Annotated in this window: 12 protein-coding genes and 1 pseudogene; 7 read left to right on the top strand and 6 right to left on the bottom strand. The window is 59.7% G+C overall.

Annotation, left to right across the window (positions count from 1 at the left end; translation table 11 throughout):
- Window positions 1-18: 18 nt before the first annotated feature.
- Window positions 19-825: an ABC transporter substrate-binding protein gene (locus tag AC2444_RS28840; RefSeq protein WP_128449430.1), complete on the bottom strand. Its 807-nt coding sequence runs from the start codon at window positions 823-825 to the stop codon at window positions 19-21.
- A gap of 105 nt (window positions 826-930) precedes the next feature.
- On the opposite strand from AC2444_RS28840, the gene AC2444_RS28835 reads away from it, so the two are divergent.
- Both AC2444_RS28835 and AC2444_RS28830 read left to right on the top strand, forming a co-directional pair.
- Window positions 931-3,318 (top strand): putative bifunctional diguanylate cyclase/phosphodiesterase, encoded by a 2,388-nt coding sequence (locus AC2444_RS28835; RefSeq protein ID WP_128438943.1) that lies wholly within the window; start codon window positions 931-933, stop codon window positions 3,316-3,318.
- 80 nt (window positions 3,319-3,398) lie between these two features.
- Window positions 3,399-3,983, top strand: a complete 585-nt coding sequence (locus tag AC2444_RS28830; protein ID WP_128449431.1) for a cysteine hydrolase family protein — start codon at window positions 3,399-3,401, stop codon at window positions 3,981-3,983.
- Window positions 3,984-4,173: 190 nt separating this feature from the next.
- On the opposite strand, the gene speB is transcribed toward AC2444_RS28830, so the two are convergent.
- Entirely contained in the window at window positions 4,174-5,229 is a 1,056-nt protein-coding gene (gene speB, locus AC2444_RS28825) for an agmatinase (RefSeq protein ID WP_012760688.1), read from the bottom strand.
- Window positions 5,230-5,325: 96 nt separating this feature from the next.
- Between speB and AC2444_RS28820 the strand changes: the two genes are divergently transcribed.
- Window positions 5,326-6,489 (top strand): aminotransferase, encoded by a 1,164-nt coding sequence (locus AC2444_RS28820; protein WP_128449432.1) that lies wholly within the window; start codon window positions 5,326-5,328, stop codon window positions 6,487-6,489.
- Here AC2444_RS28820 and AC2444_RS28815 read toward each other — a convergent pair.
- The 4 genes and pseudogenes from AC2444_RS28815 to hutC form a co-directional block, all read right to left on the bottom strand.
- Window positions 6,466-7,005: a flavin reductase family protein gene (locus tag AC2444_RS28815; protein WP_012760690.1), complete on the bottom strand. Its 540-nt coding sequence runs from the start codon at window positions 7,003-7,005 to the stop codon at window positions 6,466-6,468. The two genes, AC2444_RS28820 and AC2444_RS28815, sit on opposite strands and share 24 nt — an antisense overlap.
- A complete protein-coding gene (locus AC2444_RS28810) occupies window positions 7,002-8,357 on the bottom strand; it encodes an LLM class flavin-dependent oxidoreductase (RefSeq protein ID WP_017997625.1) in 1,356 nt (451 codons plus the stop codon). Before AC2444_RS28810 ends, AC2444_RS28815 begins: the two co-directional genes overlap by 4 nt.
- A 113-nt stretch (window positions 8,358-8,470) precedes the next feature.
- A pseudogene (locus AC2444_RS28805) lies at window positions 8,471-9,407 on the bottom strand (LysR family transcriptional regulator).
- Window positions 9,408-9,437: 30 nt separating this feature from the next.
- Entirely contained in the window at window positions 9,438-10,145 is a 708-nt protein-coding gene (gene hutC, locus AC2444_RS28800) for a histidine utilization transcriptional repressor HutC (RefSeq protein WP_017997626.1), read from the bottom strand.
- Between the two features lie 228 nt (window positions 10,146-10,373).
- On the opposite strand from hutC, the gene AC2444_RS28795 reads away from it, so the two are divergent.
- The 4 genes from AC2444_RS28795 (at window position 10,374) to AC2444_RS28780 (ending at window position 13,382) form a co-directional block, all read left to right on the top strand.
- The gene (locus AC2444_RS28795) at window positions 10,374-11,189 is read left to right on the top strand and encodes a transporter substrate-binding domain-containing protein (protein ID WP_128449433.1); all 816 of its coding nucleotides are present in this window, start codon (window positions 10,374-10,376) and stop codon (window positions 11,187-11,189) included.
- 98 nt (window positions 11,190-11,287) lie between these two features.
- Window positions 11,288-11,929, top strand: a complete 642-nt coding sequence (locus tag AC2444_RS28790) for an amino acid ABC transporter permease (RefSeq protein WP_003555545.1) — start codon at window positions 11,288-11,290, stop codon at window positions 11,927-11,929.
- Window positions 11,926-12,594, top strand: coding sequence for an amino acid ABC transporter permease (locus AC2444_RS28785; RefSeq protein WP_012760692.1), 669 nt, complete (start codon window positions 11,926-11,928; stop codon window positions 12,592-12,594). Before AC2444_RS28790 ends, AC2444_RS28785 begins: the two co-directional genes overlap by 4 nt.
- Window positions 12,591-13,382, top strand: a complete 792-nt coding sequence (locus AC2444_RS28780; RefSeq protein WP_012760693.1) for an amino acid ABC transporter ATP-binding protein — start codon at window positions 12,591-12,593, stop codon at window positions 13,380-13,382. Before AC2444_RS28785 ends, AC2444_RS28780 begins: the two co-directional genes overlap by 4 nt.
- Window positions 13,383-13,425: the final 43 nt, after the last annotated feature.

Raw genomic sequence — 13,425 nt, 5'->3', positions numbered from 1 at the left:
GAAAAATTGGACGGCGAACTACTGGATGCTGAACGGGAAATATTTGGCGTTGATCATGTCATAGGTTCCATCCGCCTGGATGCTCTTCAACGCTTCGTTCAAGCGTGTCAGACGCTCCTTGTCATCCAAGCGCAGCGCTATACCGGCGCCTTCACCAAAATAGGTGACGTCGACCAGGTCCGGCCCCTTGAACTCGCAGCAGCTTCCAGCCTTGGTGTTGGCAATCCAATCATAGATGGCCAGTTTATCCTCGAGGATAATGTCGACGCTCCCATCCGCCAGACCCTTGTACAATTCGGGCGATGACCGAAACACCGTCTTTTTCATTTCTGGATAAAGATGGTTGGCATAGGATTCCTGCGCTGTCGACGACGTCACACCAAGAATTTTGTCGCTGAGGGCGGCGGGGCTGACATCGCTGATCGACGAATCCTTCCGGGCGATGAACACCGACGGGCTGTTGTAGTATTTTTCAGTGAAGGCAACCTTTTGACGTCGCTCAAGGCTCATCGACATGGATGAGATGATCGCGTCGTATTTGTCGGCAACGAGATCGGGGATGATGTCGTCCCACTTCTCGATGATAAATTGGCATTCAAACTTGCCGACCTCGCACAGCGCATTGGCAATATCGATATCGAAGCCTTGAAGCTTGTTGTTTGAATCGAGATAGTTGAAGGGCGGAAATGCACCTTCGACGGCAATTCTCATTGGCATGCGATCCTGCGCAGCCACCTCGAGCGGCGCGGCCGCCGCTAACAAGACACCGATCCCGCCCGCCATCAGCGTTCCGCGCAATATGGTCTGAATGGATATGCGCAACATCGTCGGGAGCTCCTTGGGGCATAGTCGATCTCGCGCCATAGTGGGCCACAGCTTTTAATTCTACGTGAACGCTTCTTTGTTAGCGTCGACGAATGCGCCCGTGTCGTGGTGTTCAGGGGTCTAGGCTTGCAGATCGTTCTTCCTTCCAGCTCCAATACGTTTCAGCAATCCTGGATCGCCTCCGGGAGAATTCTGTTCCTTATTGCCGTCAGCGGGCTCGGAGCGATCGGGCTTGTCGTACTCTCGGCGCTCTGGGCAGGAACCGAAAGCGATGCCGCAGCCCTCGATCGACAGCGTCAGCTTGTGAATGCCCGCCTGCGCGAACAGGTCGATCAAGTCGCGCATGTTATCGGCCAGTTCGGCAATGGCTACCTCGCACGTGTCTATCCTGCCGCCCTTTCGACCGAAGGCTCCTCCGGCCTCGATGCCGTTTTGACGGCAGCAGCCGGGAGTGCGATCGGCCAGACGGCTATGTCGGCGTTCGGCTACGACCAGGCCTTTGTTGTCGATGAAAAGGCGCAACTGCTCATGCTGGCGGACGCCCAAACGGAGAAGCGGTACCGCTGGATGAGGCCTCTCTTTTTGCCTCTCCTTCAGGATGCCCGCTTTGGGGTCAGGCGAAGCACGGCTTTGAACGAAAGAACGCCATCCTCAATGGAAGCCCGCCTTGCGAGCGCCGCCCATTCCAACCGTGCTCTGGCCAATCTGATGCGGCTCGAGGGCCGGCCGACCATCGTCGGAGTCGTCGCCATTAACGAGGCTGCCGGGGGACAGCGCCAGCCGATGCGGCAATTCCTGATCGTCGTGCGCTTTATCGATGGTGCGGCGCTGGACGAATTGAGCCGGCAACAGGGCCTTAACGGCGCCCGCTTCGCGCGCACTGCCGATGCGGACGAAAATGAGGTTGCGTTCCAGATTGACGCCACGGCAAACGGCGAACCGATCGGCTTTATCGTATGGCGGCCGGATCTTCCAGGTTCGAGGGTGATCGGTCGATTGATGCCGGCGCTTTCGATTGCCGCCTTGGTGATCGCGATCCTGTTCTCGGTCTTGCTGGTGCGCCTGCGAAGGAGTCTCGGCGAGTTGAAGAAAAGCGAGCTGCATGCAAGGCAGCTTGCCTTGCATGATGTGCTCACCGATCTTCCCAACCGCGCTTTGTTCGCTATGAGGTTCGACGAGTGCCTGGCCGAGACGCAGAATTCGACCGAGCGCTCGGCGGTCGCACTTCTCGACCTCGATCGCTTCAAAGCGGTGAACGACACATTCGGCCATGCCGCCGGCGATGAACTCATCAGGATGGCCGCCGAGCGGATCCGCTCGCTGCTTCGTCCGGGCGACACGCTTGCCCGGCTAGGGGGCGACGAATTTGCGCTGCTTCTCCGGGACATCAAAGATCATGACCACGTTTTGCCGGCAATATGCGAAGCGATCGTTGCCGAACTTGGCAAACCCTTCCCGCTTTTGCGCGGCGAAGCGGTTGCGCGCGTCGGCGGCTCGATCGGCGTGACCGTCGTGCCGGATGCCGGGCGGAATGCCGATGACATCATGCGCTACGCCGACGTCGCGCTGTACGAGGCAAAGATGGGCGGCCGAGGCCAGTGGCGTCTCTATTCACCGTCCATGGACGGCGGCCGAAATGCACGCGACATTCTCAAGAACGAATTGCGGGAAGTTCTGGCCAAAGGCATGGCCCCAGATGGTCCACACGCCGATCCGGTTTCGAACCGGCCGGACTTCGGATCGCTCGAGGTCTATTACCAAACGGTCCATCGCGCTGAGGCAGGATACGCGGCGTCGGGCGCGGAAGCTCTCGTGCGTTGGCGTCACAGTCAGCGCGGGCTGTTGACGCCTGCCAGCTTCATCCCTGTCGCCGAGGAGGGCGGCCTCATCGACGCTCTCGGTTTCTGGGTCTTGCGCGAAGCCTGCAGAGCCGCCTGCAAATGGCCGGAGGACACGTTTGTTGCGGTCAACGTGTCTCCTGCCCAGTTGAGAAGACCGAATTTCGCCGAGGAAGTTTTCGCCGTGCTTGAGGAGAGCGGTCTGCAGCCGTCCCGGCTCGAGCTCGAACTCACCGAGTCCTCACTGATCGAGGACAACTCGGACGTTTATACGGTGCTGAAGTCGTTGCGCAGCCGGGGTGTCCAGGTTTCGCTGGATGATTTCGGAACTGGCTTTTCATGCCTCAGCCATCTCCTGCGCTTCGATATCGACCGCATCAAGATCGATCGATCGTTCGTCTCACAGCTCGGCACCAAGGCCAATGGGGCGGCAATCATTGGCGCCATCGTCGCGCTCAGCCGTAACCTCGGTATCTCGACGACGGCCGAAGGGGTCGAAACCGATTATCAACGCGACTTTCTGGCCGCCCTCGGCTGCACCGACCTCCAAGGCTACTTCTTCTCCAAACCCGTTCCTATTGGCGAGCTTGATAGTTTCCGGAAAGCTGAAAGCGCCGCTGGGTTACTGACGACCGCCCGAGGCGCCGTCGCGTGAGAGGCTTCAGATCTTCCGCAGGCTAGGGGAACTTTCGCCCCGCGTCGCGGTTGACGCGCGAAGACCGAATGGAGGATGTGATGGGCGAGGTCGGGGAATGGCGGCACCTTTGCGTCGACATGCAGCGGATGTTTGCCGAAGACACGCCGTGGCACGTTGCCTGGATGGCACGGATCTCTCCCCAGATCGAAGAGCTGGCCGGGCGGCATCCGTCGCGAACGATCTTTACCCGCTTCCTGCCACCCGAGCGTGCGGACGACATGCCGGGGAAATGGCGGGATTATTACCAGAAATGGTGGATGATGACGGGCGAACATCTTCCGCGCGGCTTCATAGATCTCGCCCCATCGCTGGCCTCGTTGGTTCCGCCGGCAAGGCACTTCGACAAACGCACTTATTCGCCTTGGATCGACGGCCGCCTGCATCCGATCCTTCAGTCGGAGCGGGTCGATACGCTTGTGATAACGGGCGGTGAAACGGATGTCTGCGTGCTTGCCACGACGCTCGGCGCGATCGATCTCGGCTATCGTGTCATCGTGCTGAACGACGCCGTCTGCAGCGGCGCCGACGATACGCATGACGCGTCACTGGAACTTCTGCAAGATCGGTTTTCCGTGCAGCTCGAACTCATGGATACCGAAGAGTTTTTGAGATGCGTTGGCTAGTACGCTTGGCGTGACGATGAAGGCTTCGCCGTAATACTGCTCATCGCCTCCACCGACAGTGGCTGCATGACGGGAGGCGTCGGTGGCGACGACCATGGGCGTGAGATTCCCTGCTTCCGTCATTGCTAGGTGCGAATGATATGATCTTGGCCCATCCGGCCAGTTGCCACGGATGACCGAGAGGTCGGCCTTAGCGCCTGCCGATCGATGGACTAAACACCATGAGGCTCAGGACCTCAAAGAGCACCTGTGCTGCGGCGTGCGCCGTGTTGGTCGTTGCGTCATATTGCGGGGCGACTTCCACGACGTCACCACCCACCAGGTTTATCCCCTTCAGTCCGCGTATCAGTTCAAGGACTTCACGCGTGGTCAATCCACCGACCTCGGGCGTGCCCGTGCCGGGCGCAAAGCTCGGATCGAGGCTGTCGACGTCGAAGGAAAGATAGGTGGGGCCGTCGCCGACGATGGATTTTGCCTTGGCAATGACGGCCGCAATCCCCATTCCGCTGATGTCCTCTGCGTGGATCACGGTCATTCCCGAAGCGTAGGAGAATTCCCACAAATATTCCGCTGAACCGCGGATGCCGATCTGGATAGTCCGTGTCGGATCGAGCACGCCGTCAAGCACCGCATTGCGGAACGGCCCACCGTGATGAAACTTCGTCTGATCGAAAGCGCCGCTTGTATCGCAATGGGCATCAATATGGATGAGGCCGACCGGTTGGTGCCGGCCGATGGCCTTCAATATCGGGTGGCTGATGGAATGATCGCCTCCGACGGAAAGCGGGGCCACGCCGGCATCGACGATCTGGCCGATCCGCTTTTCGATGTCGTCGTGGCTGAGTTCCAACCGGTAACGGCTTTGGAACGATATGTCGCCGATATCGGCGACCCGAAGATCGAAGACCGGCGCCGTAGCGAGAACATGATTGTAGGGGCCGATCCTTTCGATGGCGCGAAGTGCTCTCGGTCCGAAACGCGAGCCTGGACGATTGGTGACGCCAAGATCCATGGGGATCCCGGTGATCGCAACCTGGAGATTGCCGAAATCCGGATCATCGGCCGCGACCTGCATGTAGGGTGCGCTGAGGAAGGTCGGCACTCCGGCGTATGGCGCCAGTCTCGTGCCGCTCTTGGAGATGATCTTCTCCGCTACTTTGCGAAACTTCTCATCGAATATCTCGCCGCCATTGGCGTCTGCAAATTCTGCGCGCAGTTGCTCGAGCCGCGTTTTATCCCACACCATATGCATGCGTCTCCGCTTCAGGTCCGTCTCGTCAGACAAAGAGGTTGAGAAAACAATTGGTATCGTTGTAGCAATCGGTATCAAAGAGAAATCGATATGATCGCTGCAAAACCCAATTCCCTCGTTGCCCGCCTCTCTGCCCCGCCCATTCCTTCCGTCGTCGCCTGGAGCCACGAATACAAGGGGGGAAAAGGGCCACTCATCGATTTGTCGCAAGCTGTGCCCGGCTATCCCGCGCATCCGGAGATGCTTCGGCTTCTCGCCGAGGCGGCTGGGCAACAGGCGATGACAGGATACGGGCCGATCGAGGGCGAACCTTTATTGCGCAAGACCTACGCGGCTCACGTTGCCGAATATTACGGCGCCGACCTTTCCGCCGGCAATATCCACATTACCGCCGGCTGCAATCAGGCGTTCATGTGTTCGGCAATCGCGCTTGCCGGCGCCGGCGATACCGTCGCGCTGACCAATCCCTTCTATTTCAATCACGATACGACGCTGTCGATGCTGGGGATCGGTCGACGGCTGGTCGATTGCGACCCAGCCTTCGGCTTTCTTCCCGATCCAGGTTCGGCCGAGGCGGCCCTTGCGGCCGGCGCGAAGATGCTTGCCGTCGTCACACCAAACAATCCCACCGGGGCCGTGTATCCGCCGAGCCTGCTGCATGAGCTTTTCGTTCTCTGCCGGAGATACGGCGCCTGGCTGATCCTCGATGAAACCTATCGCGATTTCCTCGGCGAGGATAACGGACGGCCACACTCACTCCTCTCAGAGCCGGGCTGGGAAGACACGCTCGTTCTTCTCTACAGCTTCTCGAAATCCTTCTGCATCCCCGGTCACAGGCTGGGTGCAATCACGGCAGGGCCTAAACTCATCGCCGAGATCGCCAAGGTGATGGACAATATGCAGATCTGCGCGCCGCGCTCGGCCCAGATCGCCGTTGCATCGGCGATCCCGGCGCTTGCCGATTGGCGGGCCGGCAACCGGCTGGAGATTGCTCGCCGGGCGGACGCTTTGAGGTTGGTCTTTTCCGGGCTGCCGGATTGGGAGATCGGTGCGATTGGCGCCTATTTCGCCTTTGTCCGCCATCCCCACGCCGATCGATCGTCTTCCGAAGTTGCCGAGAAACTCGCCAAGGAATCCGGCATCGTTTGTTTGCCCGGCGCCTATTTCGGCGAGGGCCAGGAGCGTTACCTCAGACTTGCCTTTGCCAATGCGGATGTCGCCTCGATTGGGCTATTGTCCGAGCGCCTTCGCTAGACCGTTTTGATCAACCTCCGCCGGAAGTTCATGATAGCCGCCGCGCCAGTAGAGCAGCGGCCCTATGCCCTGCCGGATTTCCATTGCGCAAACATGTCCGACCAAAATGGCATGGGAATTGTAGTGGAAAGCGGTTTCGAGCTTGCAGTCCAGGACCGTCAGGGCGTTTTCAAGGGCGGCCGCGCCGGTCTTGAGGCGATACCATCCTGCACCGCCGTAGCGTTCGGCGCCCTTTCGTCCGTCAAGACCGGCAAAGGATTGCGCCACCTGTTGCTGGTCGGCGGCGAGCACGTTGACGCAGAAGCAGCCGTACCGCTGCAGCGCCGGCCATGAGGAAGACGCTCGGTTGACGCTGACGATGACGGACGGCAACTCCGCCGATAGCGAGGAGACCGACGTTGCCGTGAAGCCGGTGCGGTGTTGCCCGTCGCCGACCGTAATCACGCTGACGGCACCCGCCAGATGACGCATCGAAAGCTTGAAGTCCGCTTCGCTGATCAAAGCCTCGACACTCATCGGGCTGGCTCTTTTGTTTTGGCAAAGCGGTTTACCGGCATTGAAAGACCGAGGTTTTCGCGCAAGGTCTTGCCTTCGTATTCCTCGCGGAACAGCCCGCGGCGTCGAAGCTCTGGCAGGACAAGCCGCACGAAGTCGTCGAGGCTGGACGGCAAGGTCGGAAACATCAGGATGAAGCCGTCGGCGGCGCGCGTTTCGAACCATTCCTCCATGAAGTCGGCAATCTGGGCCGGCGTGCCCGTCATGCCATTTCCGGTATGCTTTTCGGCATAGTGCCGGATGAGCTCGCCGACGGTGCGGCCGCTTCTGACGAAATCGACCAGCTCGTCGAACAAGGCGCGTGATCCCTTGGGCGCCGCCGGCAGCCGATCCATGGGGAAAGGCTTGTCGAGTGCGACGTCGCGCAGGTCCGCCTCGAGGAATTCGGAGAGCATCAGCCGGCCGACATCCGGATGCATCTTGTCGATCAGATAATCCACCTTCGCCTTTGCCTCGGCTTCAGTTTCACCCACGTTGATCACGATGCCCGGCATGATTTTCAGATCGTCCGGATCGCGCCCATGGGCCGGCATCCGGCTCTTGACGTTTTCGTAGAAGGTCCGGTTTCGGTCGATATTCGATGCCAGGCTGAAGACGATCTCCGCCGTGCGTGCCGCCATGTCCATTCCGGGTTCCGAACCGCCCGCCTGGGCGATGACAGGACGGCCCTGGGGCGTTCGCGCGATGTTGAGGGGTCCGCGAACCTGGAAGTGCGTGCCTTTGTGATTGAGCGTGTGGTGCTTGTCCTTGTCGTAGTAGACACCGTTTTCACGGTCGAGAAGCAGTGCGCCGTCCTCGAAGCTGTCCCAAAGACCGAATACGACATCGACGAACTCGTTGCCACGCTCGTAGCGTAACGCATGCGGGTCGAGCCCTTCACGATTGAAATTGTAGCCGGTTTCGTCGTGGTCGGAGGTGACGACATTCCAGCAGACACGGCCCTTACTCAGATGGTCGATCGAGGCGAACAAGCGCGCGACATTGTATGGTTCGTAATAACTCGTCGATACCGTCGCCACGAGACCGAGGTCATTGGTGGTGACCGCCAGAGCCGAAAGCAGCGACAGCGGTTCGAAACGGTTCATCTTGGTTGGAATGCGGGCAAGCGCTTTCGGATCGCCGACGGCAGCGGCAGGAGAATCCGCCATGAACATGAAATCGAATTTGGCCGCCTCGGATCGTTTGGCGACATCGAGCAGATGGGCGAAGTCGTTGGCGCCATTGACGTCGCTTGCCGGATGCAGCCAGGAGGCCGGGTGAAAGCCGAATGTGTAGACGAAAGTCCCGAGTTTCATCTTGTCGGTTCGCGCCATCGAGCTCTCCTGCTATGTCGGCCACGCCGCCAACGGTGGAGGGCGACTGCGTAAATTATCGCCAGGCGCAAATTTTCATCAATATCGCTCAGCTAGGTTCCGTTTTAGTTTTTCTAAAGTATCGGCTTAGGCGCTGACGCCAGGGCCTGCTGACGGGAAATGGCAATGAGCCACTCGCGGAATTCGTGCCCGTGGGGCTTCTGCAAGGCCGCACGGTCCCAGGCGAGAAAATAGCTTTCGCGCAGTGCAATGCGCAGGTCGACGGGAATGACCAGCGTTTGCGCTTCAAGCTCGTCTGATATCATCGACATTTGTGCGAGCACGACGCCGCGCTTGTTGACAGCAGCATCAATCGCGCTGCTCGAAAGAGTGAAGGAAAGGCCCGGCGTCGACGCATCGAGGGGGACACCGGCCTTGGCGGCAAACTCCGCCCAGCTGGGATAAGGGGTGAAGTGCCGTTCCCACTCGACATGGAGGAGGGGCTTTTCGAAAAGATCGCGAGCCGCATGCGCGCGATCCTGCATCAGCGCCGGCGAGCAGGCAGGCACCACCCAATCGCGGAACTTCGGTATAGTGTTCGTGCTGGAGGACGTCCGATCCATAGCTGACGCGGAAATCGACATCGTCGAAACCGATCCGGGGCTCTTTGTCGCGTCCGATAATCCTCACTGGAACTTCGGGATGAAGCGCCTGCCAGTCGAAGATGCGCCTGCCGATCCATTTGTTGACGACGGAGGAAAGCGCACTGAGCACCAGCGCCGTCTCGTTGCGCGCCTTTTCCAACAATTGCTGGGCCAGCGCAAATTGCTCGAACCCCTTCGATATCTCCTGATGGTAGAGCCGGCCCCAGGCGGTCAGCTCGACGGTTCGCCCGCTGCGTTCCAGAAGCGAAATTCCAAGAAAGCTTTCGATCTTGCGGATCTGCTGGCTGATGGCGCCCGGCGAAACCCTGAGCTCCAGCGCCGCTGCCGTCACGCCGCCGCAGCGCCCCACCGCCTCGAACGCCTGCAAACTTTTCAGCGGGATCGCCTTGAGGCGCTCATCGGTCACTTGCAGAACCTCTCGTGATTGGCGTCGAGCTCAATTTGCTGCCGGATGAAACGTCCCCGCAAACTGGAACCGGTCGCCTGGATGGGTGAACTCGACATAGGTCACCGTACGACCGTTCTGCCAGGTCTGGCGGATGAGGCTAAGGCAGGCCTCGCCGCGTTCCGTCTGCAGGATCCGCGCCGTCGTGGTGTCGGCCGAAACGGCGCGAATGACATGTTTGGCCTTGGACCAGGGAACCTCGTCAAGCAGCCATTTGCCGGGCGGAGTTGAAGCAAAGCTCTCCTCTCTCGCCCGTGGGACAGCATCGAGCATGATGATCCGCCGCTCGATGGCATTCGGCCTGCCATCGACGATATGCAGGCATTGGAGCCTGAGGACTTCTGCATCGGCAGGTTCCGACAGCTGCTGCGCCTCCGCCTCTCCAAGGCGCTCGATCTTGCGGGCGAGGATTTCGAAGCGGTGTTCGTGCCCGGCCAGTTCCGCTTCGGTGCTGATATCCTGGATATCCATCACCGTGCGGTCGATCTGGGGCGATGCGACAAACGAACCTGTCTTGCGCCGTCTGACAATCATGCCGCGCTCGGCAAGCGCCGACAGCGCCTTGCTGACGGTCATCCGCGAGCACCGATATTCCGCCGCGAGTTCGTGTTCGACGGGAATACGGTCACCGGGCCGCCAATCGCCGCTGATGATCTTCGTCTCGACATCGGTGAAAATACGTTGATAAATCGACACCAAGCCCGCACCTCATCCGGCGTCAGCGACCATAAATACGGGAACGGTCATGCCAGCGAGATCGACGCCACCCGGCACAAATTTTGCGTTCCTCGTCTTTTACATTGACACTCTAGGCCAGCCTATATCTATTTGTATAGTCAAAAGCGGAGCATAGAAATCCGCGCAGAGGAAATCGAAGTCGGGAACAAAAACTCCTCCGCCGGGGGAATAAAAACTGGAGAGATGATCATGAAGGCACATTCACTGCTGAAGGGTCTGGTCGGCGCCGCGTTCCTGCTCGGAGCAGCCGTTTCCGCCCATGCCGCCGACACGCTGGCAGCCGGCACCCTCAAGGTCGGCACCGAAACGGCTTTCGCACCGTTCGACTATATCGATGCCGGCGAACACACGGGCTTGAACGTCGACCTCTTTGCCGAGATCGGCAAGGAACTCGGCGTCAAGATCGAGTGGGTCGCCCTTCCCTGGGACGGCGTCTTCCCGGCGCTCGAGGCCGGCAAGTTCGATGTCGTCGCAGGTCCTGCAACGATCACCAAGAAGCGCATGGAGCGCTATCGCTTCACGCCGCCGATCGCCGAAGCAACGATTGCCATTCTGAAGAAGGCTGGCGACACGACGATCAGCAAGCCGGAAGATATTGCCGGCAAGACGATCGGTGTCGGCAAGGCAACTGCGCAGCTCGACCAGCTGAAGGAATTCTCCGCCACGCTGCCGACCAAGGTCGACGTGCGCGAATATCCCGCCTTTACCGAATCCTACGCCGACCTCGCCGCCGGCCGTATTGCCGGCGTCGCCAATTCGCTGCCGAATATCGCCTTCGTCGCCAGCCAGCGAAAGGGCACCTTCGAAGTCGTCCTGCCGCCATTCGGCAAGAAGTCCTATTTCGGCTTCATCGGTCTCAAGGATGCCGACCATGCGCCCCTGATGGATGCGATCGACGCCGCGATGCTCAAGATCAAGGCAGACGGGCGCATGGCAGAGCTGCAGAAGAAGTGGTTTGGTGCATCTTTCGATACGCCTGATGCTGTCAAGGACCCGGCATTCTGATTTGCCGCCGGTGAAACGAACGCGCCCCGCCAGTGGTCGGGGCGCAATCTGCCGTGGCATCAGAGTTCACGGCCGCAGCGCCCAGGCAAACATCGCCCATGTCCATCAAGCTTTTCGAACTGCTTCTGCAAGCCTCGATCTACACGGTGACGATCAGCGTGGTTTCTATCCTGATCGGCTTTGCGATCGCGATCGTTATTTCCGCCATGTTGCTTTCGCAGCAACGGCTTTTGGTGCTGCCGGCGAAGATTTTCATCAGTTTTTTTCGCGGAGTGCCGCTGCTGGTGCAGCTGTTGCTGATCTATAACCTGCTGCCGGCGATCGACATCAACGTGCCGAGCATCGTTGCGGCCATCGTTGGTCTGTCGCTGTGTACGGCAGCCTACCAGGCTGAAAATCTGCGCGGCGGTTTTGCCAGCGTTCCCATGGGCTTGGTCGAATCTGCCGAAATGGTTGGCATGAGTCCCGTTCAGATCTTCCGTCGTATCAAGGCCCCGATCGCCCTGCGCCTGACCTTTCCAGCACTCGTCAACGAAGCGATCCTTATCCTGAAAGCGTCTTCGCTGGTCTCGGTCGTCGGCGTCATCGAGCTGACGCGCATGGCCCAGGATCTTGCCGGCAGCACCTTCCTGCCGCTTGAGATTTTCGCTTCCGCCGGTCTAATCTATTTCATCATCAATTGGATCGTCGCCCTTGCGGGCGGCCTGATCGAACGCTCCCTGCCGGGAGTGCCGCGATGACCTTCGACATCAATGTGATTTTCAACAATTTTCCGGAAATCCTCAGCGGCGCATGGCTCACCATCGTCATCTGGATCGTCACCACGCCGGCCGCTGCCGCGCTCGGCTTCCTTGTTGCCGTTGCCAGGCGTTTTGGCGGCGTTGTCCCGGACAAGGCATTCGGCGTTGTCATCGCAGTGCTGCGCGGCACGCCCTTCTTGATTCAGATATTCCTCGTCTACTACGGCGGCCCCTTCGTCGGATTGTCACTCGATCCGATCCCGGCCGGCGTCATCGGCCTTTCCATCTACGGCGCGGCTTATTTCAGCGAGATTTTCCGTTCGGGCTTTGCCGCCGTCCCGAAGGGACATATCGAGGCCGGCCTGTGCGTTGGCCTGACACAAGGGCAGATCGTCCGACGCATATTGCTGCCGGAGATGACCATGCTGGTGTTGCCGCCTTCGGTCAACATGACGATCATCCTGATGAAGGAGACGGCCGTGCTGTCCATCATCACCGTGCCGGAGTTGACGGCGACGTTGAGTGCGATCGGTTCGCAGCAATATGCTTTCGTCGAGGCGCTCTTCGTGCTTGCCCTTTTTTATTGGGCGCTGGTGGAAATCACCGGCTGGCTCGGTCACCTCGCCGAAACGAAACTCTCAAGATTCAGGTTTTTCAACATATGAGCATTCCTGCGATCGCAGTCAAAAATCTCGTCAAGACCTTTGGCGGTTCCACCGTGCTGCAGGGCATCGACCTCGACATCGTTCAGGGACAGGTTTCCTGCGTCATCGGCCCATCCGGATCCGGCAAGAGTACGCTGCTGCGCTGCATGGCGTTTCTCGAGGAATCGACGAAGGGTACGATTGCCGTCAACGGCGAGGTGCTTGGCTTTGCGGAAAACGCCAAGGGCGTCCGGGAGCGGGTGCCGGCGGCGGCGAACCGGCGGATCCGATCCCAGATCGGCATGGTTTTTCAGCAGTTCAATCTCTGGCCGCATATGACCGCGCTCGGCAATGTCAGCGAGGCGCTGAAGTCCGTTCACAAGATGAGCCGCAAGGATGCTGAGGAGCGGGCAATGGCCCAGCTCGTCAAGGTCGGCCTCGAGGGCAGGGCAGGGCACTATCCGTCGCAGCTCTCGGGAGGGCAACAGCAGCGCGTCGCCATCGCCCGGGCGCTAGCCCTCAACCCGAAGATCATGCTGTTTGACGAGCCGACCTCGTCACTTGATCCCGAGCTGACCGGCGAGGTGCTCAACGTCATGCGCGATCTCGCCGCCGAGGGCATGACGATGGTCGTCGTCTCCCACGAGATCGGATTTGCCGCGACGGTCGGCCAGCAGATCATCTTTCTCGATCACGGCAAGGTGCTGTTCACCGGCCCGCCGCAGGACGTCTTCAAACGGCCGAGAAATCCCCGCCTCGAGCAATTTCTGGATACCTATATCGATCGCGGCGCCTCGATGCTGCTGTGACGTTCATGTCCTTTCGGATCGTCGGGCAGACCTTCAAGGCCGG

The organism is Rhizobium sp. WSM1328, from assembly GCF_057653715.1.
The sequence above is the reverse complement of the archived record's forward strand: the minus strand, read 5'-3'. Positions and strand labels throughout refer to the sequence as shown.